Annotated in this window: 23 protein-coding genes and 1 pseudogene; 8 read left to right on the plus strand and 16 right to left on the minus strand. The window is 72.7% G+C overall.

Annotation, left to right across the window (positions count from 1 at the left end):
- The first annotated feature begins 407 nt into the window (after nucleotides 1–407).
- Together H6H00_RS10280 and H6H00_RS10285 are read left to right on the plus strand one after the other, a co-directional pair.
- On the plus strand, nucleotides 408–935 hold the full coding sequence (locus tag H6H00_RS10280; protein WP_185721064.1) for a hypothetical protein: 528 nt from the start codon (nucleotides 408–410) through the stop codon (nucleotides 933–935).
- Nucleotides 936–1,003: 68 nt separating this feature from the next.
- Nucleotides 1,004–1,273 (plus strand): hypothetical protein, encoded by a 270-nt coding sequence (locus tag H6H00_RS10285; RefSeq protein ID WP_185721065.1) that lies wholly within the window; start codon nucleotides 1,004–1,006, stop codon nucleotides 1,271–1,273.
- A gap of 107 nt (nucleotides 1,274–1,380) precedes the next feature.
- On the opposite strand, the gene H6H00_RS31810 is transcribed toward H6H00_RS10285, so the two are convergent.
- From H6H00_RS31810 to H6H00_RS10320, 7 genes are all read right to left on the minus strand, one after another.
- Nucleotides 1,381–1,542 (minus strand): hypothetical protein, encoded by a 162-nt coding sequence (locus H6H00_RS31810; RefSeq protein ID WP_221775847.1) that lies wholly within the window; start codon nucleotides 1,540–1,542, stop codon nucleotides 1,381–1,383.
- 299 nt (nucleotides 1,543–1,841) lie between these two features.
- A complete protein-coding gene (locus tag H6H00_RS10295) occupies nucleotides 1,842–2,261 on the minus strand; it encodes a hypothetical protein (RefSeq protein WP_185721066.1) in 420 nt (139 codons plus the stop codon).
- Nucleotides 2,254–3,891 (minus strand): hypothetical protein, encoded by a 1,638-nt coding sequence (locus H6H00_RS10300; protein ID WP_185721067.1) that lies wholly within the window; start codon nucleotides 3,889–3,891, stop codon nucleotides 2,254–2,256. Before H6H00_RS10300 ends, H6H00_RS10295 begins: the two co-directional genes overlap by 8 nt.
- Nucleotides 3,888–4,217, minus strand: coding sequence for a hypothetical protein (locus tag H6H00_RS10305; protein ID WP_185721068.1), 330 nt, complete (start codon nucleotides 4,215–4,217; stop codon nucleotides 3,888–3,890). The genes H6H00_RS10300 and H6H00_RS10305 overlap by 4 nt, the downstream gene beginning before the upstream one ends.
- A gap of 21 nt (nucleotides 4,218–4,238) precedes the next feature.
- Nucleotides 4,239–5,531 carry a hypothetical protein gene (locus H6H00_RS10310; protein ID WP_185721069.1) on the minus strand — a complete coding sequence of 431 codons (1,293 nt, stop codon included), beginning with the start codon at nucleotides 5,529–5,531 and terminating at the stop codon, nucleotides 4,239–4,241.
- Between the two features lie 9 nt (nucleotides 5,532–5,540).
- Entirely contained in the window at nucleotides 5,541–6,071 is a 531-nt protein-coding gene (locus tag H6H00_RS10315; protein WP_185721070.1) for a hypothetical protein, read from the minus strand.
- Between the two features lie 787 nt (nucleotides 6,072–6,858).
- Nucleotides 6,859–8,286, minus strand: coding sequence for a GDSL-type esterase/lipase family protein (locus H6H00_RS10320; RefSeq protein WP_185721071.1), 1,428 nt, complete (start codon nucleotides 8,284–8,286; stop codon nucleotides 6,859–6,861).
- Nucleotides 8,287–8,827: 541 nt separating this feature from the next.
- Here H6H00_RS10320 and H6H00_RS10325 point away from each other — a divergent pair.
- The 5 genes from H6H00_RS10325 to H6H00_RS10345 all read left to right on the plus strand — a co-directional run bounded on the left by H6H00_RS10325 (nucleotide 8,828) and on the right by H6H00_RS10345 (nucleotide 13,347).
- Entirely contained in the window at nucleotides 8,828–9,376 is a 549-nt protein-coding gene (locus H6H00_RS10325; RefSeq protein ID WP_221775848.1) for a PucR family transcriptional regulator, read from the plus strand.
- On the plus strand, nucleotides 9,303–12,155 hold the full coding sequence (locus H6H00_RS10330) for a winged helix-turn-helix domain-containing protein (protein ID WP_185721073.1): 2,853 nt from the start codon (nucleotides 9,303–9,305) through the stop codon (nucleotides 12,153–12,155). Before H6H00_RS10325 ends, H6H00_RS10330 begins: the two co-directional genes overlap by 74 nt.
- A gap of 243 nt (nucleotides 12,156–12,398) precedes the next feature.
- The gene (locus H6H00_RS10335; protein WP_185721074.1) at nucleotides 12,399–12,887 is read left to right on the plus strand and encodes a DUF2975 domain-containing protein; all 489 of its coding nucleotides are present in this window, start codon (nucleotides 12,399–12,401) and stop codon (nucleotides 12,885–12,887) included.
- The gene (locus H6H00_RS10340) at nucleotides 12,887–13,135 is read left to right on the plus strand and encodes a helix-turn-helix domain-containing protein (protein WP_185721075.1); all 249 of its coding nucleotides are present in this window, start codon (nucleotides 12,887–12,889) and stop codon (nucleotides 13,133–13,135) included. Before H6H00_RS10335 ends, H6H00_RS10340 begins: the two co-directional genes overlap by 1 nt.
- The gene (locus H6H00_RS10345) at nucleotides 13,132–13,347 is read left to right on the plus strand and encodes a response regulator transcription factor (protein ID WP_379540054.1); all 216 of its coding nucleotides are present in this window, start codon (nucleotides 13,132–13,134) and stop codon (nucleotides 13,345–13,347) included. Before H6H00_RS10340 ends, H6H00_RS10345 begins: the two co-directional genes overlap by 4 nt.
- A gap of 15 nt (nucleotides 13,348–13,362) precedes the next feature.
- Here H6H00_RS10345 and H6H00_RS10350 read toward each other — a convergent pair whose 3' ends face one another.
- The 4 genes and pseudogenes from H6H00_RS10350 to serA form a co-directional block, all read right to left on the minus strand.
- Nucleotides 13,363–13,968 (minus strand): class F sortase, encoded by a 606-nt coding sequence (locus H6H00_RS10350; protein WP_500801831.1) that lies wholly within the window; start codon nucleotides 13,966–13,968, stop codon nucleotides 13,363–13,365.
- Nucleotides 13,969–13,976: 8 nt separating this feature from the next.
- Nucleotides 13,977–14,411, minus strand: a complete 435-nt coding sequence (locus tag H6H00_RS10355) for an excalibur calcium-binding domain-containing protein (protein WP_185721076.1) — start codon at nucleotides 14,409–14,411, stop codon at nucleotides 13,977–13,979.
- Between the two features lie 376 nt (nucleotides 14,412–14,787).
- Nucleotides 14,788–15,153: pseudogene (locus tag H6H00_RS32810) on the minus strand (catalase); the annotation flags it as partial.
- 84 nt (nucleotides 15,154–15,237) lie between these two features.
- A complete protein-coding gene (gene serA / locus H6H00_RS10365) occupies nucleotides 15,238–16,437 on the minus strand; it encodes a phosphoglycerate dehydrogenase (protein ID WP_185721077.1) in 1,200 nt (399 codons plus the stop codon).
- Nucleotides 16,438–16,567: 130 nt separating this feature from the next.
- On the opposite strand from serA, the gene H6H00_RS10370 reads away from it, so the two are divergent.
- The gene (locus H6H00_RS10370; protein ID WP_185721078.1) at nucleotides 16,568–16,774 is read left to right on the plus strand and encodes a hypothetical protein; all 207 of its coding nucleotides are present in this window, start codon (nucleotides 16,568–16,570) and stop codon (nucleotides 16,772–16,774) included.
- Here H6H00_RS10370 and H6H00_RS10375 read toward each other — a convergent pair.
- The 5 genes from H6H00_RS10375 to H6H00_RS10395 form a co-directional block, all read right to left on the minus strand.
- A complete protein-coding gene (locus tag H6H00_RS10375) occupies nucleotides 16,771–17,490 on the minus strand; it encodes an FAD:protein FMN transferase (protein WP_255425675.1) in 720 nt (239 codons plus the stop codon). The genes H6H00_RS10370 and H6H00_RS10375 overlap by 4 nt on opposite strands.
- On the minus strand, nucleotides 17,487–17,930 hold the full coding sequence (locus H6H00_RS10380) for an FMN-binding protein (protein ID WP_185721079.1): 444 nt from the start codon (nucleotides 17,928–17,930) through the stop codon (nucleotides 17,487–17,489). Before H6H00_RS10380 ends, H6H00_RS10375 begins: the two co-directional genes overlap by 4 nt.
- 5 nt (nucleotides 17,931–17,935) lie before the next feature.
- Nucleotides 17,936–19,318: a ferredoxin reductase family protein gene (locus H6H00_RS10385; protein WP_255425676.1), complete on the minus strand. Its 1,383-nt coding sequence runs from the start codon at nucleotides 19,316–19,318 to the stop codon at nucleotides 17,936–17,938.
- A complete protein-coding gene (locus tag H6H00_RS10390; RefSeq protein WP_185721080.1) occupies nucleotides 19,315–19,644 on the minus strand; it encodes a hypothetical protein in 330 nt (109 codons plus the stop codon). Before H6H00_RS10390 ends, H6H00_RS10385 begins: the two co-directional genes overlap by 4 nt.
- A gap of 62 nt (nucleotides 19,645–19,706) precedes the next feature.
- Nucleotides 19,707–22,199, minus strand: a complete 2,493-nt coding sequence (locus H6H00_RS10395) for an HAD-IC family P-type ATPase (RefSeq protein ID WP_185721081.1) — start codon at nucleotides 22,197–22,199, stop codon at nucleotides 19,707–19,709.
- Between the last annotated feature and the right edge of the window lie 16 nt (nucleotides 22,200–22,215).

The following is a 22,215-nucleotide window of genomic DNA, read 5'->3' on the forward strand; positions in this document are numbered from 1 at the left end:
GGTACGGGCGGAGCCGCCGGCGTGGTGTCCTGACACGGGATAGCCGGGGGCGTCGCGCGGCGGCACGTCAAGATCAATTCTCGGTGCTCCCCCGGCGGTTGACCTGAAAGCCCGTTAGGGGATCCCGGCGACCCCGCCCGCGCACTGCATCGCGCTCAAGGCCGCGCGGCCGAGAAAGTGCTGATGGACCGCCTTCGGCGGGGGCCTATCGGCCCTGTGGCTTAACACGGCCGGCCTCACCGTCAAGGGCGCTCCGCTGCGCTCCGCGTCGCTGCGCGACGGCCTGCGGCCGCCCGTGACTGTGAGCCTCTCCGGCCGTGTTGGGACGCCTTACGGCGGCGGGGAACACAGCGCCCCGCCACCCCAAGGGGCGGGCCGACAGGCCCACCCGGACCCGGGAGGCCGCCATGCCCGCACGTACCGACCGCAGCCGCATCGTCGAGCAGCAGAGCCCGACCACGCAATTGCGGATGATCACCAAGTCCTCGGTGGTGACGAGCCTGACCGTCCGCGCCGCCGGACTCGTTCCCGTCCGTCTCGATCTCGCCCACGTCGGGACCGCGGAACAGCAGCTCGGCCTCACCCTCGGCACCGTCTTGGTCTACATCCGCGCAGGAGTGACCGCCCGGGCGGTCGCCGACGGTTGGAGCGCAGCGGCGGTCGGCGCCCAGTCCCTGGCCCCGGCCGTCGCGGGCCGTCGGCCGTTGCTGATCGGACCGACGACGGTCGCGGCCATGATCCGCTTCGCCGGGCAGCCGAAGGTGAACTCGGCGTTCGTGCCCGCCCGCGCCGGAGGGGCGGTTCCGGCGATGCTGCGGATCGAGATCGGCCCGGTCACGTGGGAGGTGTGCGACTCGACCGCCTACACCTCGATGCTGCGCGCGTGGCGCCAGGCGGCCCGGTTGCTGGGGGAGAACCCCACCGAGGACGAGTAGCGCGCGGGGTTGTGGACAACTCGGGGCGGTCGCCGACGCGGCCGCCCCGTTCGCGTCAGGATGCGCCGATGGACACCAACTGGACGCTCGGCGTGCTCAGCGCCGGAGCCGAGAACGTGCAGCCCCTGGCCGGTGGCACCGCGGCGACGAGATCGGAGGCGGTCGAAGCGGCATCCGACGCCCTCGTGGTGGCGGCGATGGATCGCGGCCGCCAGGAGTACCGGGTTCGCGTGGCCGACACTTTGATCGTCGTGATTCCGGGCCTGACCGAGCAGGGCGAGGTGGACCTGTTCGATCTCGCTGCGACCGTCCCGAGGTTCGAGCGTGCCCGTCGGTAGAGGTCGTATCAGTGCTGATCAGTCGAGGTGCTTGCGGAGATGGCCGGCGATCGCAACCGCCAAGCCGACGGGTACCGCGTTCCCGATCTGTTTGGCGATCTGGATCTTCAAGCCTCACCACAGGAACGTGTCCTCCGGAAGTCCTGCAGCAACGCGGCATCGAGGTGGGTGATCACGCGGTTCACGCGCTTCTCGGGATGGTCGTGGTCCCACTGCGGGTGCAGGTACTGGCCCTTCTCGGGCTTGAGGAACTCCGTCCGTACCGTCAACGACGGGTGGTCCCAACGCATGCGGGGTCGCGGTTGCTCGCCGATCTCGCGGACCCGGACCACGCTGACCGCGCAGCTCGGGGCTTTGACTGGGCTGCGCAAGCCGCGAGCCCGGCATGATCCGGGGACGGTCGCCGTCCCAAACGCCGCGCCCGCCGGGTGCTGGTGCCCACCGTGCGCCCGTTGTCGGTCCAGCGGGCCTGGGCCCAACGCCCGCGCTACCGCGCTGGCGGCGTTCGTTGACAACCTGCGGAGAGTCGCGGCGCAGAGGCGGTAGGCGGGACCGCAGACCGCACATTTCAGACGAGGTGGGGTGTGCTCGCCACCGGTGGCACGCCCTCCTCGGTCCGTCCCCAGAAGTCCGCGACCAGCCCCTTGATCCGCCCGGCCTCGACTTCGCGCACGGCGTCGAGGTGGTGCAGCCCGAGCGCCGCGCCCCCCTGCGCAAGCACGCCCTCCACGACGTGGACGAGCCTGCCGAAGCGGTCTCGGGAACGGGTGGAACCGAGCACCTCTCCGGCCGGGCGGCTGCAGAAGGCGAGGGTTAGCCCGCCGGACCGCTTGATGCGCCCGGGCTCCGGATGGCGGCCGGCGGTGGCCGTGACCAGGCGGTAGTCGTCGTTGCCCGCCACCAGGAAGGCGGGGGCGTAGATGGCGCGCCAGTCCAGCACTGGGTTGCGAGTGACGACGAACGGCCACACCTCGACCGGCTCACCCACCGGATCGGGCCGCGGCGACGTAGCTGCCGAAGCGCTGTGCGCCCCCGGCCAGAACCGACGCGGGCTGTTCCTCCTCGAACGCGGTGACGGCGTTCTCGCACTGCGATTCGAGCAACTCCAGCGCCGACCGGTCGCCGTCGACGTCTTGGCGCTGCTTCTGCAACTCCTGCGCGTATCGCTCACGGCCCGCGGCCAGGCGGTCAGCGCGCCGCTCTGCCAGCCGGTCGGCGTACCCGAGCGCCTGGTGGAACACGTCCTCGGACAGGACCTGGCCGAGCGCCGGGTAGCGCTTCACGATAGCGCCGCGCAGAGTCGGCACCGACAGCTCGGCCACGCGGTTGACCAGCGGCGACCACGACCTGCCGGGACCGGCGGCGGAATCGGCGTCACGTGCGAGGCGCCGGTCGCGGTCCTCGATCTCGGCGTAGGCGAACTGCAGGAAGTCCGGCACCACCGCGAGCAGCGGCAGCTCCACCCGCTGCGGGCGCGCCGGCGCGCCGATCTTGCGCATCTGCCCATCCGGAAGAAGCTCGGCGAAACCCGGGCCCACCGCGCTGACCGGGATCAACCGGATCGTCGTCGGCGCGTCCTCGGCCTTCGACCGCACCAGGTCGCCTACGTTCTCGTCGCGCAGAAGCGCGTCGCGGATATCGTCGAGGGTGCAGCGCCCCTCCACCAAGTCCCACTTGGTGACTACGAAGTGCACCGGGCACCGGCTCTGCTGGGCGATCTCCAGGCTGCTCGTGATCTCGAAGTCGAGGTAGCGGCGGCCGCGCTGGCTGCCCTCAACGAGCGAGAGCATCGCCTGCCCGTCGAGCAGGATCAGCAGCGCGTTCGCCGAGCGGAGCGACGAGACCAGCCCCGAGATCGTGGCGTCGTGCGCGCCGCGCGGGTCGGTGAGCACCCCGCCCGGGTAGTCGAGGTAACGGAAGGACACCGGCTCGAAGTCGCCAGCAGGCGACGGGACGCAGGCGCTGAAGTTCCAGGCCTCGATCCCTTGGCTCGCCTCTGGCCACTCCTGGTCGGGATCGACGATCCGGTTGAACACGGCGTTGAGGTGCAGCGAGGTGTCCGGGTCGGAACGCAGGTAGAACGCCAGCTCGGGGCGCCGCAGCCTCAGCCGCTGGTAGAGGCTCGCCATGAGGACGGTCTTGCCCGAGCCGGACGGGCCAAGCGCGTGGATCTCGAACGCGCGCCCCGGCGCGGGCGTGCCCGAGTCAGCCGCGACGGGGCGGCCGCCACCCGGCAACTCGGCCGCAAGCTCCGTGCCCGCCTGTATGTCGATCGAGCCGAAGGAGTGCACGAAGCCAGGCCCGATGAGCTCAAGGCGACCGAACATCGTTCCCGGGACCCAGCTGACCCGCTCCACGACCGCAGGGTCGATCGTGGTGTAGACGTCGGGCACCCGGCCCGAGAACGGGTGCACCGGCATAACAACGAGCCGCCGGTCGGTGAGCATCAGCAGGCCCTTGACCGCCAGCATGGTCCCGAACGACACGATACGGACGACAGCCTCCCCGTCCTCAAGGAAGCGCTGCAGGACCCGCAGGCACACCTCGCGGTACACCCCGCCCAGGATCACCGCCGTCCCGGCGGCGGCGTCGACATCGGAGCGCAGCGGCTCGGTCACCGGACGGCCCAGCGCCCCTGCACGCCGAACTCGTCGACGTACAGCGCGAGCGGGATCGGGCGGCCGTCCTGGTCCTCCAGTGGCAGCCACTCGCCAATCGGGAGATCGGCGAGACGGTACCGTGCCGGGTCGCTCGGTGCCCGGAACGGCGTCGCCACGGTCACGACGCCGCCCTCTTTGAGCGTGTACCAGGTCGTGTATCCGGGAGCTCCGGGATGCTGCGACGGGAAGGCCAGCATGCTGTCTGCGGAAAAACGGAACGGTGCACCCGCGGGATCGCCGTTTCCGCTCGCCCGCACCCGGTCCCGTCCTCGTCCGAAAGCCACCGCGATCTCCTCCTCGTGCGATCAGGTCCAGTCCACTGCGGGTGCCACGAGTTGGGTCTCGTACCGCAGGCGGAGCTCGCCGAACATCTCCTGGTGCAGACGCGCAGCAAGGGTGCCGCGCGCGGCGGGCGAGAGATGGTGGTCCGGCACCGCCTCCAGCGCCTCGACGAGCATGGTGTAAGCCATCCCCGCGGTGATGCCCCGTCCGCTGCGCCTCTCCCGCTTCCAGACATGCACCCAGCCCTGGTCGAACGCCGCGTGCGCCGCGGGCGGCAGCAACGTGGTCAGCGCCTGCCCCGGCGAGTAGTGCGGGATGAGCTTGCCCATCGCCTGGCCCAGCACGTGCGCCGATTGATACCCAGCGACATCCAGCCCGATCGCCTCCCGTAGCTCGCGCGCCCGGCTGTGCGGGGCGAAGCCCAGCCGGCCCACGGCTGCGTCCTCCAAGCCCGACTCGCGGGCCGCGGCTGCCGTGGCACCCACCCCCGGGGGCGGGGCCGCGCGCCCGTCGCCGGGCAGGTCGCTCCACGTGTCCCGGTCGAGGCGCTCGGCTTCCAACTGGGCGAGGATCTCCTGGCGGCGCCGGTCGGCGAACTCGTCCTGGCGGCGCAGCCAGGCCCAGAAGCCGGTGCCGGGGTCGTTCCAGTACAGCCACTCGGCGCGCTCGACGGCCCGGGCCACGACCTCCTGCGTCGCGGGTTCCGGGCACGTCGCAGCCAGGAGCAGCTCCTGCCGTTCGCTGCGCGACAGCAACCCGGCAATGGCCTGCGCATCCCGGAACGCGACATCGGCCTGGCTGCGGTATTGCTCGTAGGTCGCGCACATCCCGTCGACCAGGTCCGCAACGGAGGCCCGCTCCGCGAGGGTGACGGGCGGCCGCGGCGCGTCGTCGACCGGCGGCGGCGCGGGATCGGACCGGCCGGGACGGTGGCGCGGCTCCGGTTCGAACCGGTCGAGCCAGTCGGCAGGATCGCGCTCCGGCGCCCTGCGTTCCGTGAACGGCTCGAAGCGGTCCGGCGCCGGCCGGGACTCCGGCCGCACGGGCGGGGGATCGCCATAGCCGTCCGGCTGCTCCCACCGCCGATGTTCGCGCTGCTCAGCGGCGGTCTCGGCCGGACCGGGAAGCAGGTGCGCGGAGGCGGCTCCAGCCCACCCGTCGCGGTGCGCGGCGTTCCGCTCTTCCGACTCACGGACCTCGCGCTCGTGGTCCTTCGCCAACATCTGGAATAGCCGGTTAATGGCATCAAACGCGTCCATCCCGTCCCGCCGGCTGCGCTCCTGCTGTTCCAGCTGCTGGCGCGTCCACTCGTCCACGCTGGCCCCTCAGATCCGGCCGAGCAGGCGGGCGAAGGCGTCGAAGTGCGCGGACCGCTGGGCGGCGTCGGCGCGGAGCAGCCCGTCCGTCCGGCGGCCCGCCTCCGTGGCCCTGCCGATCGCAGACTCGGCCGACGCTCGGGCCTGCTCAGCCTCCGCGCGGGCGACCGCCGCGACCGTCGAGGCCCCGCGACGCCCAGCGTCCCGGCCGAGCATCTCCAGCACGTCGGCAGCCTCCAGGTAGCGCTGCCCGGCCGCCCGGTAGGTGCCGGAACGGTCCATCAGCGCCGCCGACCGCAGCAGGCAGAGTGCCACCTGCGGTCGCGCCACCTCCGCCGGTGCCGCGGCCGTCGCGTACACGGCGGCCCCCTGCTCGTAGCAGCGCAGCGCCAGCCCCTCCCGGCCCGCCTCCTCGGCCTCCTGTCCGCGGCGCAACGCCGCGGTAAGGTCACCGGGATCGGCCGAGCTCGGTGACGCGCCGGTGTACGGGGCGCTGGGCGCGATCCGGCCGCCGGGCCGTCGCGGTGCACCATCGGACATGGGTCACCTCTCCCGCTGGTGTGGGCCGGTCCGTTCTGCGAGTAGAGGACCCTGCCGACAGATGGGGAACTTCATATTGCCCGAATCGTGCGATGTCTGGTAGCCCATACCGGGCGACCAGTCGCGATGGGTCGATCTCGCCACGGGTCGCGCTCGATCCGGCCGGCCGCCCGCTCCCGAGGTCGGCGTGCTCCTCGCGGATGTTCTCCGCCACCGCGACGTTCCACAGCACCGACCGGTGGCTCGTTAGCTTGAGGGACGGGCCCGATCGCCTCCGGCAGGGATCGGCGCGGTCACCCGGGCGCAGGCCCTGTCCGCGCACCTGCTCGCATGGTCCTACTGGGCCGCGCCGCGGCATGGGCGGCGTCGTCTCGAATGCTGCGCTTGTTACCGGCTCCATGAGAATGGTCGCGGTTCTGGGCCGAGCGATCGTGCGGTGAACTGCCAGCGGCAGGGCTACTCTGGGTGATAGGGCGAGGTCTCGCACTGTGCCACGGGATGGGCCGCGAAATCGTTGTCAGTGGAGTGTCCATACGCAATCGGTGAGGCTGGCGCACGGAGCATCGGCGCTGGTAGATGCCCTGTGGGTCATTGAACGGACGTCTTGTAAGCGAAAGGTCGTCGGTTCGATCCCGACCTCCGGCTCCAGGTCCGACCAGCGGTGTCGCTGGCAGCACGATCGTTTGCGGCCAGGCCCGCGGCGGGGCGGCCGGGTGCTCCACGATCGGACCGAGGGCCGTTGACCCGTTGGGTCGACGGCTCTCGGTCCGGTACGCGTGAACGACGGTCAGCCTGCAGCCATCTCGTCGAGGTACTCCTGCGGAATGCTGTCGGCCATCTCCCGGTAGCCGGCCTGGTTCGGGTGGAGGTTGTCCAAGGCGTCGTACTGCAGCGCGATCCAGTCGGGGATGAGCGGGTCCCTGATCACCCTGTCGAAGTCGATCACACCGTCGAAGACCTGTGCCCCCTCGGTGCGGATCCACTCGGTGACCTGATTGCGCTTGGCCACGTTCTCCGGGGTCGAGTAGACGCCGTACGGTGCGGGACGGGCCAGGTTCCCGGCCGGGGTGAGGGTTCCGATGTAGATCGGCACCCCCCGAGCGTGCACGCGGTCCGCGATCTCCCGGTAGGCGGCGATGAGCTCCCCGGCGCTGACCGACGGGCCCTGGAGGATCGCCGTGCCGATGTCGTTGATGCCCTGCAGGAGGATCACGCCACCGAGGTTGGGCTGATCGAGGTCGACGTCCAGGCGATCCAGCGTGGACGGGCCGATGCCGTCGCCGGTGACGCGACCACCCGAGATGGCCTGGCTGGTGACGGACAGGTTCGCGGTGTCCGGGTCGGCGTGGAGCCGCCTGGCCAGGACGTCCGGGTACCGGCCGTCGGTGTTGCCGTCCGACAGGAACCCGTCGGTGATGGAGTCGCCCAGGGCGACGATGGTCCTGTCGCCTTCGTCCCCCTCGACCTGGATCCCCGTCGCGTAGTACACCGCGGTGGTCAGGGTCGAGGTGAACCGGTCGAGGACGATGCCGCGCTCGGCGTAGCCGGAGTCGTCGACGTCGTCGGTCCGGTCGCCGGCGGCGACGAAGAACGTCTGCATGGCGTTGCCGTGCACCGTTGCCGCACCCTGGCCGGCGGGCACGTACATGCTCACGACCAGGTGGTCGAGCGCCTCGGTGGTCAGCGGCACCGGATCGCTGAGGACGCGCTCACCCTGTGGGATCGTCACCGATCGCTGTCCGCCGAACGTGACCGGCAGCGCGTCGCCCTCGACATCGGCCCCGGAGTCGCCGGCCCGCCTGCCGACGGTCACCGACGGGAACGTGGTGTCGCCCTGCCCGAAGTCGTTGGCCAGCTGGACCCGCACCGCGCTACCGCCGTGGTGCAGGTACATGACCTGACGGATGGTCTCGTCGCTGAACGTGGTCGGCGGGGGCACCAGGTCCTGGACCGCACCGAGCTGGTTGGTGCCGCTGAGGGTCTCGGCCCCGAACTGGCCGAGCGTGCTCGGCCCCTGCGGGGAGGCCGACCACGCCGTGACCCACGTCCCGTCGTCGCCGCCGGGTGCGCTGGTGTCCGCGTCGCCGCCCGCCGGGCCGGTGGCCATGGCGGCCGGGGGGAACGCCACCACCGAAGCGGCGAGGGCCGTGGCCACGCCGAGCCCGATCCGGGCCCGCCTGGCCGACCACCACGGCCGTGTTCTCGTCGTACTCACGCGTTGTCCTCCTCGACACATCGCCTGATCAGTGCTCGTACCTCTCGTCGCCGGGGCGCCGACTGGGCTCCCGGCCGCGGCACGACGGTGCGAGCATCGGCACGCGCCGGGGAGTGGCACGTGCTCAAGCGGAAACGACGCACTCGAAGGACTCGGTACGAGTTGCGTGACGACTCTGGAGCGCCGGACAAGGTCGGCATCGATCGAGTTCGCGACCATTCTCCGGCGGCGTTCCGAGGACTACCCGAAGCGGTAGGGCGCCCGGTGGGTGCCACGGCGACCGTGGCGAGGTGGCGCAGCGGCAATTCCGTGAAACGCGTGCAGGTCGATCCTATCGGTCCGCGCGATCTGCATGACCCGTCATCGGATCATCGCGGTCGCGTTCGACGACCCGGGCCAGAGGGCCGCGATCGCGCAGTGGATCGGCGGCGTACTGGGAACCGGTGATCGCGACATCGTCGTCGGTCCGAGTGGCATCCGGTTGTACGTACGACTGAGGTCCACCGACCCGCTCCGGCCTCCCGATCACGAGATCGGTTCCGTGTTGCGGCAGCACCGCACGTCCGGACCGTCGTCGATCGCCGCTGCGGCCGTCGACAGCGAACTGTGCACCCGCGCCGCCGAGCCGCACCGCACGGCACTGCTCGACGTGATGCTCGACTGGCTCCTCGTGAGGGCGCATCGACGGATCGTCGGGGTCACCGAGATCCAGTCGGAGTTCGTCCTGGACCGGTTGCGCGATGCGGTCTCCCGTCGCCCGGATCTCCTCGGCGGGCACGTGGCGTGGTTCGCCCGCTCGGATGCCGACGGCCGCACGGACTACATCAGGACGCTGATGGCGTACTTCGACCACGGCGGCGACGTCGGCGCCGCCGCCGAATCGCTGTTCATGCACCCGAACACGGTCCGGTACCGCTTGCGCCGGATGCAGGACCTCACCGGCCTGCGCTTGGACGATCCGGTGGACCGGTTCGTCGCCGAGCTGCAGCTCCGCGTGCTCCGGCCGTCACCGGGTCGTGGGGCGCTCCGGACCGGCACCCCGTCCGCCGGCCCGGGCGGCGACGGGACGTCCGAGGAGTTCCGGGCCTGATCGACGCAGCCCCTATCCTCTCGACATGGCAACGGAGCTGCCACCGGAACGGTGTCCCCCGGAGGCGCCACCCTCGTCCCGGCGGCCTGCCGATCACAAGCTGGTCGTGCCGCAGGGGCACTGGAACGCCATCGCCCGCCGGGACCTCCTCGGGCGGATGTTCGCCCCGCCGCCGCACGAGCCCCGTGTCGTCGTCCTGCAGGCGCCCGCCGGTCACGGGAAGACCTCGTTGCTGCTCCAGGCCGAGGCGACCTGCCGTGCCAGAGGGTGCTCGACCGGGTGGTTGACCCTCGACGACACCGACGACGACGCCAGCCGACTGTTCGACCACCTGCTCGACCTCGCCGACCGGCTCACGCCCGACTCCCGGCACGAGGCGTCATCGCACCGCGGCCAGCTGGGACGGCCGCCCCGGGAGAGCCGGGTCGTCGAGCGCTTCGCCTCGGTCTCGGCCGCCGGTGCGGTGTTCATCGACGACGTCCACTTCGTGCGGAACCGCGCTGCGCTGGGGCTGCTGGCCGATCTGCTCGCCCGGCCGCTGCCCGGCATCCGCTGGTTCATCGGCACTCGGACGCACCTCCCGATCGGCTCCACTCGGCTCGTGGTCACCGGTCACGCGATGGTCATCGATGCGGAGGCTCTGCGGTTCAGCCCGTCGGAGGCCCGGGAGTTCTTCGACCAGTCGCTCGGTGCGCGGATACCCGAGTCCGAGCTGCGTGCGATCACCGAGGCCACGGAGGGCTGGCCCGCGGCCCTGCAGCTCTATCGCCTGGCCCGCGCATCGGGTGACCTCGTGCCGGGCGCGTGGCAGGGGGAGGTGCGCGGCAGCGGCCACCTGACCGAGTACCTCAGCGAGAACGTCCTGCAGTTCCAGGAGCCACGAGTCCGGGACTTCCTCCTGGCGACGTGCGTCCTGGAACGCATGTGCGCCGACCTGTGCGACGAGATGCTCGACCGGTCCGACTCGGCGGAGATGCTCGGTGTGCTGGAGCAGCGCGGTCTGTTCGTCCGCCGGCTCAGCACGGCGGACGGATGGTTCACCTATCACATGGTGTTCGCCACGTTCCTGCGCGATCAGCTGCGGCGCGGCTCCACGGAGCTGGTGACGCAGCTGCACCTGCGCGCTGCATCCTGGTTCGACACGAACGGGCACCTCGAAGAGGCGCTGCGGCACTACGCCGCGGCCGGAGACCTGGCTCTCGCGGCCGACGTGTTCGATCGATGGCTCGACAACCTGATCCCCGACGGGCACATGGTCACGGTGGAACGGTGGCTGGGCATCTTCCCGACCGAGGTGCTGGTCCGGTTCCCGACGCTCATGGTGAAGGTCCTGTGGGCACTGGCGTTCCTGTCCCGGCATCAGAAGCGCGACGAGATCCTGCACCTGTGGACGGCGACGCCCCGGTCGTCGGTCGGCCACGGCTCCGCCGACCCGGCGGTCGTCCGGGGGGTCATCGATGTGCTCGCCGACGACCTCGTCGAGTCCGAGCGCTTCTTCGACGGGATCGAACCGGATCCCGATGGCCGAGCGAACCGGTTCCGCACCTTCGAGCTCGGTGTCGTGTGCAACGCGCGCGGCTACCGCCACCTCGCCGAGGGTGATCTCTCCAGGGCGATCGACGTGCTGTCGCTGGGACGGCGGCTCAACCACCGCATCGGTTCGATGTTCGCGCTGGCCTACTCGACCGGCAAGACCGCCCTCGTGCTCATGTCGCAGGCCCGTCTGGTCGACGCCCTGGAACTGTGGGCCACCACTCGGAGCGAGACCATGCAGCACCTCGAGGGGTCGCTGGCGGAGGCGAGCCTGGTCAGCGGGCACATCAGCGGGCTCTACGAGTCCGGTGAGCACGACCGGTTGCTGGCCGAGTTCGACGAGTTCCGCGAACTCATCGAGGTCGGTGCCATCCACGACTACCTCGTCCTCGCGCACCGGTCGGTCGCTCGGGCCCACGCGCTGCGCGGGGAGACCGCAGCCGCGGTGTCCGTCCTCGAACGCGGGCAGGGGCTGGCCCACGCCCACCAGTGGCCCCGCGCCGCCCGGCTACTGGTCCTGGAACGCGCGCGCCTGGAACTGCTCGCCGGTCGATCGGAGCAGGCCCGGGTGATGGTCGGCGGTGTCGCCCGCAGCACCGCCGGCACGGTGGTCCGATGCTCGGAGGAGATCGAGGACGAGCACATCTTCGCGGCCAGGTTGCACCTCCACCGCGGATCGGCGGAGCGGGCACTGGAGGTGATCGCGCCGGTCCTCCAGATCGCGGCCCGCCAGGGACGGGCTCTCCGGCAGATCAAGCTGCAGCTCCTGGCCGCGGCGGCCCACAAACGGCTCGGCGACCGGCTCGTCGCCCACCGTCGACTGGCCGCCGCACTCGATCTCGCTGCGCCCGGGAACTGCCGTCAGAGCTTCCTCGATGAGGGAGACGAGATCCTGGAGCTGCTGGACGCGCATCGCGAGTCGGTCCGCTCGGCTCCGGAAGGCAGTGCCGCAGCGGCACGCCGTCGGTTCATCGAAGCGCTGCGGCCCGATGCCGTCGGACGTGAGGCCGGTCGCGGCGCGCTCGGCGGACCACCGGAACGGTCGGCGGCCCGCATCGAGCTCACCGATCGCGAGAAGGAGGTGCTGATCATGGTCGGCAACTCCATGACCAACGTGGAGATCGCGCGGGCCACCTTCGTCACCCAGGACACCGTCAAGTACCACCTCAAGAACATCTACGCGAAGGTGGGCGCGCGGAACCGGATCCATGCGGTCCGGATCGCTCAGGACCGCGGCTACTGCTGACCTCCACGAGGAACGGTCGTCACCGGGGACGGTGTGACGTCCGTGGTCACGTCCCGAGACCGGTTCGTGTCACGGGATGGGCCGCGGGACCGTGGTGAACGGTGGGCGAGAGGTCGTCGGTTCGATCCCGACCTCCGGCTCCAGGTCTGACCGGGTCTCAGTCGCTCCCCGGAGCGGAGGATCCGGCGCCGGGTCACGCCGGACCGATTGACTTTCGATAGATAGAGATCGATACTCGGCACCATGACGACGCGTGTGGCCGTGGTGCCGCTGGGGGTCCTGCTCGGTCTGCTCCTGCTGGTCGTGACGGCCGGCCAGGTCGCGGTGGTGTACGAGGGATGGGCCGAGCTGAGCTCCGGGGCGACCGTCGACCTGGCCCGTCCGGGCTGGGCGATGCTGGCGGTCGCCCTGCTGGGCCTGCTCTGCGTGCAGGTGGTCATCGTCTGCACCGGGAAGCTGCTGTCGATGGTCGCCCGCGACAGCATCTTCACCGACGACGCGCTGCCGTGGGTGGACGCGATCGTCCGGGCGATCGTCGCCGGGTGGGTGCTGCTGCTGTGCGCGGCGGTGCCCGTCTACGTCGTCGCCCAGCTCGACGACGCCCCCGGCCTGGCCGCCCTGCACCTGGTGCTCGTGCTCGTCGGGGCGGCCGTGGGGCTGTTGATGGTCGTCATGCGGGCGCTGCTGCGGCAGGCGACGACGCTGCGGGCCGACATGGACGCGGTCATCTGATGGCCATCGTCGTGCGGATCGACGTCGAGCTGGCGAGGCGGAAGATGAGCGTGGGCGAGTTCGCCGAGCGGATCGGGCTCACCCCGGCCAACGTGGCGGTGCTGAAGAACGGCCGCGCGAAGGCGGTGCGGTTCAGCACGCTGGAGGCCATGTGCCGGGTGCTCGACTGCCAGCCCGGTGACCTGCTGGAGTGGGTCGACGACGAGCGCGCCGAGCCGGAGGGCGTCGGCCGGGAGGCTCGCGCGTGACCCGGTCCGTGCGGGGGCGGCCGTTGTCGCGCCGCGAGCTCGACGTGGTGCGCGCCGTGGCCCGCGGGAGCACGAACGCCGAGATCGCCGCGGTGCTCCACGTGACGACGTCGACCGTCAAGACGCACATCACGAACGTCCGGCACAAGCTCGTGGCCCGCAACCGGGTCGAGATCGCCGCGTGGGCGTGGGAGCACGGGCTGGTGGACTGATCCCGCGGGGTCGGCTCAGACCGTGCCCGTGAGGTGGGCGTAGACGACGATGTTGTCCTCGTAGTCCCCCGAGCCGTCGTCGAACTCCCCGCCGCAGGTGATCAGGCGGAGCTCGGCGCGGTCCACGTCGCCGTAGACGGCGTCGCTGGGGAAGCTGTCCTTGGCGTACTGCTCCACCCGGTCGACGGTGAAGACGGCGGTGGTGCCGTCAGCGCGCCGGACCTGCACCTCGTCACCGGGTTCGGTGTCGCGCAGGCGGAAGAACACCCCCGGCTCGCCCTTCCAGTCGACGTGCGCGGCGAGCACCGCGGGCCCGATCTCGCCGGGGGTGGGTGAGAGGGAGTACCAGCCGGCGGTGGTGCCGTCGGGCGGGACCTCCATGGTGCCGTCGTCCTGCAGGCCCAGGTCCATCATCGCGCCGTCGACGTCGAGGGCCGGGATGACGACGCGCTCCGGACGGGACCCGGCCAGCGCCGTCGCCCCCGCCGCGGGTGCGGAGGTGACCGGCGCGGTGGCCGGGGCGGTGACGGAGGGTGCCGGGGCCGGGGCGCCGCCGCAGCCGGCGAGCAGCAGCGCGAGGGCCGCCCCCGCCACGAGGTGGCGGGGACGGCCGGTCGGGATGCGCACGCTCAGCGGGCGGAGTGCGCGCGACGGCGCGCGGCGGCCGCGGCCGCGCCGAGGACCAGCACCCCGCCGACGAGGAACGGAACGGGCTCCGAGCCGGAGGTGCCGTCACCGGTGTCGACGCCGCCGCGCGGCACGACGGACACCTGGGGCTCCGCGACCGGCGGGGTGGTGGGTGCGGCGGCCTCGGGCTCCTCGTCGACCGGGTCGGTGGTCTGCGCCGGGGTGGCCGAGTCGTAGTCGTAGTTCTCGCAGGCCAGGCCGTTGTCGTTGGCGTCGAGGCGCTCGGGGTCGCCCGGGAGCAGCGCGGCCTGCGCCTCCTCCTGGGAGGAGAAGTCCTTGCAGTCGCGGTCGCCGGTCTGGGCGAGCGCCACGCCGGCGAGGGGGAGCGTCGCGGCGGCGGCCGCGACGAGGGACACGGTGAGGGTGCGGAGTCGCATGGGGGTCCTCTGACGTCGTCGTCGAAGTGCGGGGAGCAACGCGCTCCGCCCGGGGGAGCGGCGGGGAGCGCGTACCGACGGCCTTCGCGAACGGGACGAGGTGTGTTACACCGGTCACTCCCGCGGACGCTCCACGCCGGTGCGGCGGCGGACCGGTTCGCTGTGGACGTGGGTGCGGATGCGCAGCATCGGGTCGTCGGAGGGTTCGATGCCGTCGGTCAGGCGCATGGGGTCGTGGACGAGGATGTCGCCGTCGCGCTCTCGCTCGGTGTCCGGGCCGGTGATCTCGACGGCGCCGAGCTCGACCCACTCGCCGTCGGCGGGCCAGGCCTTGCCCGCGTCGGTAGTGCGGGTCGGCGGTGGCCCGCTGCTCGGGGGGCAGGCTGTGCTCGCCCTTCTCCGGCGACCAGCGGAAGCGGACGTAGCGACCGGCGCCGCGGGCGTCGACGAGCCGGAACGCGTTGAGCGAGTTGAACGCCGCGGTGGCCCACGACAGCGGAGGCTGGCCCGACTCGGCCGCGACCGTGGCGCCCGCCTCGGCGATGTCGGGGTGCTCGGCCAGGAAGCGCTCGGTGGCCTCCTCGCCCTCCCCCTGCGCGGCGATGAGGTCCCGGAACCCCTCCGGGGTGCCGGCGGGGAAGACGGGCCAGTCCTGGCAGACGAGGTCGGTGGCCGTGAACGTGCCGGTGGGGACGACGCCGTCCTCGTTGGTGACCCGGCACCCGGGCCGGGATCCCAGCACCCGGGCGACCGTGCCGGCGAGGTCCCGGGCCAGGGGCCCGAGGCTGACGAATCGTGACGGCGGACACCACGCGGAGCGCGAGGGTCAGGGGCGCCAGGACCTCAGCCAGATGGTCTCCGGCGAGCGCAGGAGCTCGGACAGGGCGGCCTCGGTCACCACGGCGTCGGTGTCGGTGACGACGTAGCCCTGCTCCCCGCTCGTCGACAGGGACTGGCCGATGACGTTGACGCCGGTGTCGGCCAGCAGCTGGTTGATGCCGGCCAGGACGCCGGGGCGGCTCGTGTGCAGGTAGCCCATCCGGAACGCGCCCGCGGGGGTCGGCGGCGCGACCTGGGGCAGGTTCACCGACAGGGCGGTGGCGCCCGCCGTGGCGAAGCCGATCAGCTTGGTGGAGACGAAGTGGCCGATCTCCTCCTGCGCCTCCTGCGTCGACCCGCCGACGTGCGGGGTGAGGATGACGTTGTCGAGGCCGCGCAGCGGCGACTCGAACGCGTCGCCCTGGGCCTTGGGCTCGATCGGGAAGACGTCGATCGCCGCGCCGGACAGGTGGCCGGACAGGATGTGCTCACGCAGCACGGCGTCGTCGACGACCATCCCGCGCGAGGCGTTGATGAACACCGAGCCCGGCTTCATCTTCGCGAACTGGTCGGCGCCGAACAGGCCCGCGTTGCCGGGCCTGCCGTCGACGTGCAGGCTCACGATGTCGGCCTGGGCGAGCAGCGCGTCGAGCGAGGGGACGCGCCGGGCGTTGCCGTGGGCCAGCCGGTCGGCGGTGTCGTAGAAGATCACCCGCAGTCCGACGGCCTCCGCGAGGTTGGACAGCTGCGTGCCGATGTTGCCGTAGCCGACGATGCCGAGCGTCCGTCCGCGGACCTCGTGGCTGCCCTTGGCCGACTTGTCCCACACGCCGTCGTGCATGCGCTGGGTCTTCTCGGGCAGCCGGCGCGTGAGGGTGAGGATCTCGCCGAGCACCAGCTCGACGACGCTGCGGGTGTTGGAGAACGGGGCGTTGAAGACCGCGATGCCGCGCTCGGCGGCGTCGGCGAGGTCGACCTGGTTGGTGCCGATGCAGAAGCAGCCGACGGCCAGCAGGTCCTTCCCGGCCTCCAGCACCCGCGAGGTGATCTTCGTGTTGGAGCGGATCCCGAGCAGGGAGACGCCCGGCAGCTCGTCGAGCAGCTCGTCCTCGCTCAGGGAGCCCGAGCGCACGTCGACCTCGAAGCCCGCGGCGCGGAACGCCTCGGCCGCGACCGGGTGGATGTTTTCCAGGAGGAGCACCTTCACCGGGTCAACCTAGACCAGCCGACCCCGGCCGCCGGAGACCACACGATCGGGTGACAGCATGTGGTTACCGAAACGCTGCACTGGGTAACTGCGATGGAGGGCTTGAGACACCCGATCGGAAGGAGCCCCGATGAACACCCACGTCACCGGCGTCGGAGCGTACGAGGCGACCGACCGCGAGCTCGATGTGATGAACGCCCTGCGGCGTCTGCGCCCGGCGCTGGACCCCGAGCCCGGCGCCCGCGAGGCCGCGAAGCACCGCCTGATGATGGTGCTGTCCGCGATGGAGCCCGAGGTCGCCCCCGCTCCGGGTCGCCGCCTGCACCTCGCCGGCTAGTCCCGCCGGCTCGGCACGACGAACACGGCCCGGTGCCCGCGCCCGGCCAGCCAGTCCTCGCCGTCGGAGCCGAGGGCGAACGCGGCCGTCGCGTCGACGTCGACGACGGTCAGCGAGTCGCCGACGACCGTGACCGACGCGACCCCCTCCGACGGCCGCCCGGTGCGCCCGTCGACGACGTGGTTCCCCCGGCGCGCCGTCCCGGACGTGGCCACCGCGCCGGTGTGCAGCGGGACGACCGCCGCGACCCGGCCGGTGTCGTGCGGGTCCTCGACCCCGATCCGCCACGGTGCGGCGTCCGGGTCGAGCGTGCGGCAGACGACGTCGCCGCCCGCGGACAGGCAGAAGTCGGTCTCCGGCAGCGCGACGAGGTGGACCGCCGCGCGCTCCGCGGCCCAGCCCTTCACGACGCCGGACGGGTCGAGCGTGCCGTCGGGGCGGTGCACGTCGAACGCCCCGCCCGACGCCCGGCGCGCGGCGTCGCCGATCCCCAGGACCTCGGCGACCTCGGGCGGGCAGTCGGCGAGGGCGATCTCGCCGCGTCCGAGGCGGGAGATCACCGAGCCGGGCCGGTAGGTGCTGAAGACCCGGTCGGCCGCGCGCAGCACGGCCAGCGCGTCGGCCCAGGCGGCGCTGCCGCGGGCGTCGGCGGCGTGCCGGCCGCGCAGCGCGACGCTGATCGGCATCCCCATCACGTGCTCGACGTGCCGGATCACGCCGGCGCCATCTGGTCGATGGCGCTCTGCAGCGACCCGAGGTAGCCCTCGGAGGTGACGGTCGCCCCGCTGACCATGTCGATGTCGGCGCTCTGCGCGGTCAGCGTCTCCTCCACCAGCACGGGCAGCGCGCGGGAGTTGATCTGCTGGTCCTCGCGGTTGCCCTGCGGGTACTGCACCACGTCGACGCCGGTGATCCGACCGTCGACCACCGACAGCTGCACCTGGACCGGGCCCCAGCGGGTCTGCACCGCGGAGCCGGTGACGGTCGCCGACGCCGCCGCCGTCGCGGACGGGGAGGTCGTGGCCGGGGTCGGGGAGGTCGTCGCCGGTGCCGCGGCGGCCGGGACGACGTCCGGTCCGGAGGTCGAGGTCCGGTAGCCGAACAGCAGCGTCACGACCGCGACCGTGCCGAGGAACCACGCGCTGACCCGTCGCACGCCGCTCACCACGCGAAGCTCTCGACGTGGAGCTGCGCGGCCGGCAGCCCGGCCGCGACGAGCGTGCGCCGGACCGCCGCCGTCCACTCCTCGGGGCCGCAGACGTAGACGTCGCGCTCGGCGACGTCGGGCACCCAGCCGAGCAGGGCGGTGCGGTCGTCGGCCGGGCCGGAGCACAGCCAGGAGTCCGGGGCCCGGCGCGGACCCGGCAGGTGCAGCACCCGCAGGCCGCGCTCGCGGGCGAGGACGTCGAGCTCGCGGGCGAACAGCGGGGTGCCGCGCTGGATCAGCACGGCGTCGCCGGGGGCGTAGGGCAGGCCCTCGGCGAGCGCGCGCAGCGGCGTGACGCCGACCCCGGCCCCGACGAACGCGAGCCTGCGCCGCGTGCGGGGCCGCTCGGTGAGTCGCCCGTAGGGCCCCTCGACGACCACCCGCGTGCCGGGCCGCAGCGCCGCGACCTGCGCGCTCCCGTCGCCGAGCGCCTTGACGGTGATCCGCAGGCTGCGCCCGTCGGGGGCGGCGGACAGCGAGTAGGGGTGGGCGCGGGTCCAGCCGGGCCCGGTCAGGAACCGCCAGGTGAGGAACTGCCCGGCGACCACGGGCAGCCGGTCGAGGCGGCGGCCGGTGACGTAGACCGAGACGACGTCGTGGTCCTCCCGGACGACGGAGGTGACGCGCAGGTCGTGGCGCAGCGTCCGCGCCACCGGCAGCCCGACCCGGAAGGCCAGTACCGCTCCGGCGGCCGCGGCCCACAGCGTCCACCAGTAGACGGTGGCGAGGGTCGAGAGCAGGAACTCCTGGCCGGTCCACAGCTGGTGCGGCAGCGCGAGCCCGACGCCGAGGTAGGCGTAGAGGTGCAGCAGGTGCCACGACTCGTAGCGCAGCCGGCGCCGCGCGGCCCGGACGCTGGTGACGACCACCAGCACCAGGCATGCCGTGCCGGCCGCGGCCAGCAGCATCCCCGGGTAGCCGACGGTGAGGTCCCACAGCGTGCCCGGAACCCGCGGGAGCTCGCCCGCCGCGTAGCCCCCGGTGATCAGCCCGATGTGGGTGACCAGGAGGGTGAAGGAGGCGAAGCCGGCGAGGCGGTGCATCCGGGCGAGGCGGTCCTGCCCGACGGCCCGCTCGACGACCGGGATGCGGGCCATCAGCAGGACCTGCACCAGCAGCAGGTCCGAGGCCAGCAGCCCGGTGAGCCGCCCGAGCGAGGTCAGGCCGCCGGCCCAGCCGGACAGCGCGGAGAGCCCGCCGCCCGCGACCCACAGGCCGGTGACGACGAGCAGGCTCGCCCCGACGAGCACGACGGCCGCGGTGCGCGCCGTCGCGTCGGCGCGGGCCGGGCGGGGGGTGACCACCGGGGCCCGCGGGCCGTCCAGCACGGCGGTCACGTCGACGGCCCGGCGGCGCCGGGGAGGGCGGGCGCGTCGTCGTCGTCGGGGAAGCCGCGGTCGGGGCCGCGGAACCCGTCGCGGTCGGCCTGGGCCGACGTCGGCGGGCCGACCGGGGCCGTCGCGCGTCCCACCGCGAACCCGCCCGCCCCGCCGACGAGCAGCAGCCCGGCGGCGGCCGCGGCCACGAGGGCCCGGCGCCGTCGACCCGGACGGGCCGGCCGGGTGTCGACCGGCTCCGGGGCCGGGGCCCCGGCCCCGGTGGGCTGCTCGTCGTGCGCCGTCGGCTCCCAGCGGGATCCGCTGGCCGGCTGCTCGCTGTTCACGGATGCTCCTCGTCGTCTCGGTACGCCCAGGGTGGGCGGCCGGGGTGGGAGCGACCGGTGGGTCAGCTGTGCGTCTGCTGTGAGCGCGGGAGCGCGTCGAGGCCGAGCAGTCGGTCGAGCACCCGGAAGCGGTAGGCCAGCGACAGCACCACGAACCAGGTCAGCAGCGCGGGCAGCACCGTCGTGAACACCGGCCGCGCCGGGCCCGTCAGCCCGAAGTAGTCGGACAGGGCCGGCACGAACAGCACGAACCCGAACGCCACGACGAGCACGGCGACGAGCACGGCGGGCCTGCGGTCGCCGGTGGGCCGCGTCCAGGCGGAGAACAGCCGGGCCGGGGGCCGGAGCAGCAGGATCAGCCCGAAGGAGGCCAGCGTGACGAACGTCGAGAGGCCGGTCTGGCCGGCGATCGTCGCGGCCGCCTCGACGAAGTCGGCGTCGGTGCCATAGGTCAGGCCGGTGTAGCCCTCGAAGGCGTCGATGACGAACTCCGGCGTGCGGCCGGTCGAGAGCCCGTTCAGCACCGACTGGTACAGCACGGTGTAGACGACCGTGCCGAACCCCGCCGTGATCACCGCGGCGGGCACGACGAACCGCGCGAGGTTGCCCAGCAGGTTCTCGTCCGGCGGCTCGGGCCGGGCCCAGAACGTGAGGAACAGCGTCGGCACGCCGACCGTGAGCAGCGTCAGCCCGACCTGGGTGGGCGAGTAGGGGAACCCCAGCCCCAGCATCGTGACGGCGAGGATCACCACGCCCTGCGTCGCGACGCGCGCGAGGAACACGTACATCGAGATCGCGATGCCGTTGATGATCTTCCGGCCCTCGGCCTGGGCGGGCAGCAGCGCGGCGAACGAGTCGTCGACGAGCACGATGTCGGCGACGTCGCGGGTGACGGCGCTGCCGCTGCGCATCGCCACGCCGACCTGCGCGCCCTTGAGCGCCCTGGCGTCGTTGACGCCGTCGCCGATCATCGCGACGTAGTGGCCGTGGCGCCGCAGCGACGCGACGATCCGCTCCTTCTGCTCCGGGGCGACCCGGCCGAACACGGTGGTGCGCGCGACGAGCGCGTCGAGCGCGGGATCGTCGAGGTCGTCCAGGTCCCGGCCGGTGACGGGCTCGCCCGCGTCGAGCCCGGCCTGGACGGCCAGGGCCGCGACCGTGCGCGGGTCGTCGCCGGAGAGCACCTTGAGCGCGACCCCGGCCGCGCGGAACCGGGCGATCGACCCGGTGACCTCGGGCCGCAGCTCGTCGGCGAGCACGATGATCGCGACGGCCTCCAGCCGGCCCAGCGCGGCGCGGCCGTCGCCGTCGCGCAGGTCGTCGGCGCGGGCGAGCAGCAGGACCCGCAGTCCCCGCGCGGCCCGCTCGGCCACCGCCGCGTCGAGGGCGGCCGGGTCGGCGAGGTGCGGGGCGAGCGCGTCGGGGGCGCCGAGGACCCACGTGCCGTCGTCGGTGGTGATGCCGGACCACCGCAGCGCGGAGGTGAACGGCACCTCGTCGTGCACGGGGCGGGCGGTGCCGGGCAGGGCGGCGGCGAGCGCGGCGGTCGTCAGGTTGGCGTCGGCGACGCTGTGCGCGAAGTCGCCCAGCGCGGCCTCGGCGCCGGTGGCCCCGCCGACCGGCTCGACCTCCTCGAGCACGAGCGTGCCGGTGGTCAGCGTGCCGGTCTTGTCGGTGCACACGACGTCGACGTTGCTGACCGACTCCACCGCGTTGACCTGCTGCACCAGCGCCCCGCGCCCGGCGATCCGCGCCGCCCCCGCGGTGTAGGCGACGGCGATGAGGAAGAACAGCCCGTAGGGCACCAGCCCGGACAGCACCGCCGTGGTCTGCACGACGCGCAGCAGCGAGATCCCCTCGATCGCGGCCTGGGCGAGGATCGCGCCGCTCATCAGCACCGTCAGCGCCATGACCAGGCGGACGACGAACTCGATCCGCCGCTGCAGCGGCGTCTTGTCGGTGGTGACGCGCCGCGCCTCCAGCGTGAGCCGGCCCGCGTAGCTCGCGGTGCCGACGTCCCGGGCGAGCATCCGGCCCGCACCGGACACGCACAGGCTGCCCGAGCGCAGCTCGTCGCCCGGGGCCTTCGCGACCGGGTCGGACTCGCCGGTGAGCAGCGACTCGTCGATCTCCACGCGCGTGCCGTCGAGCAGCGGACCGTCGACGACGACCTGGTCGCCCGGCCGCACCAGCACCACGTCGCCGCGCACGACGTCGACCGGGAGGACCTCGACGTCGGCCCCGTCGCGGACGACGACCACGACCGCGCGGTCGAGCAGCTGCAGCCCGTCGAGCTTGCGCTTGGCGCGGATCTCCTGGGTGGCGCTGATGACCGCGTTGACCAGGCCGAGTCCGACGCTGATCAGCGCGTCGTTGTAGCGGCCCAGAGCCAGCAGGGTGATCCCGATGGCGAACAGGATCGAGTTGTAGAAGGAGAAGACGTTGGTGCGCAGGATCGTCGCGTACGTCCGCGACGTGCCGCTGACGGCGACGTTCGACTCCCCGGCGCGGCGACGGGCGTCGGCCTCGGCCGTGGTGAGGCCGGAGATGTCCATGGCGGGGATGATCGCA

The sequence above is a fragment of the Pseudonocardia petroleophila genome (genome assembly GCF_014235185.1).
Classification (GTDB): Bacteria; Actinomycetota; Actinomycetes; order Mycobacteriales; family Pseudonocardiaceae; genus Pseudonocardia; species Pseudonocardia petroleophila.

Excerpts from the sequence above, each read along its gene's own strand:
- H6H00_RS10280 (WP_185721064.1), top strand. The coding sequence starts at position 408 with ATGCCCGCACGTACCGACCGCAGCCGCATCGTCGAGCAGCAGAGCCCG.
- H6H00_RS10285 (WP_185721065.1), top strand. The coding sequence starts at position 1,004 with ATGGACACCAACTGGACGCTCGGCGTGCTCAGCGCCGGAGCCGAGAAC.
- H6H00_RS10315 (WP_185721070.1), bottom strand. The coding sequence starts at position 6,071 with ATGTCCGATGGTGCACCGCGACGGCCCGGCGGCCGGATCGCGCCCAGC.
- H6H00_RS10335 (WP_185721074.1), top strand. The coding sequence starts at position 12,399 with ATGACGACGCGTGTGGCCGTGGTGCCGCTGGGGGTCCTGCTCGGTCTG.
- H6H00_RS10340 (WP_185721075.1), top strand. The coding sequence starts at position 12,887 with ATGGCCATCGTCGTGCGGATCGACGTCGAGCTGGCGAGGCGGAAGATG.
- H6H00_RS10355 (WP_185721076.1), bottom strand. The coding sequence starts at position 14,411 with ATGCGACTCCGCACCCTCACCGTGTCCCTCGTCGCGGCCGCCGCCGCG.
- H6H00_RS10370 (WP_185721078.1), top strand. The coding sequence starts at position 16,568 with ATGAACACCCACGTCACCGGCGTCGGAGCGTACGAGGCGACCGACCGC.
- H6H00_RS10395 (WP_185721081.1), bottom strand. The coding sequence starts at position 22,199 with ATGGACATCTCCGGCCTCACCACGGCCGAGGCCGACGCCCGTCGCCGC.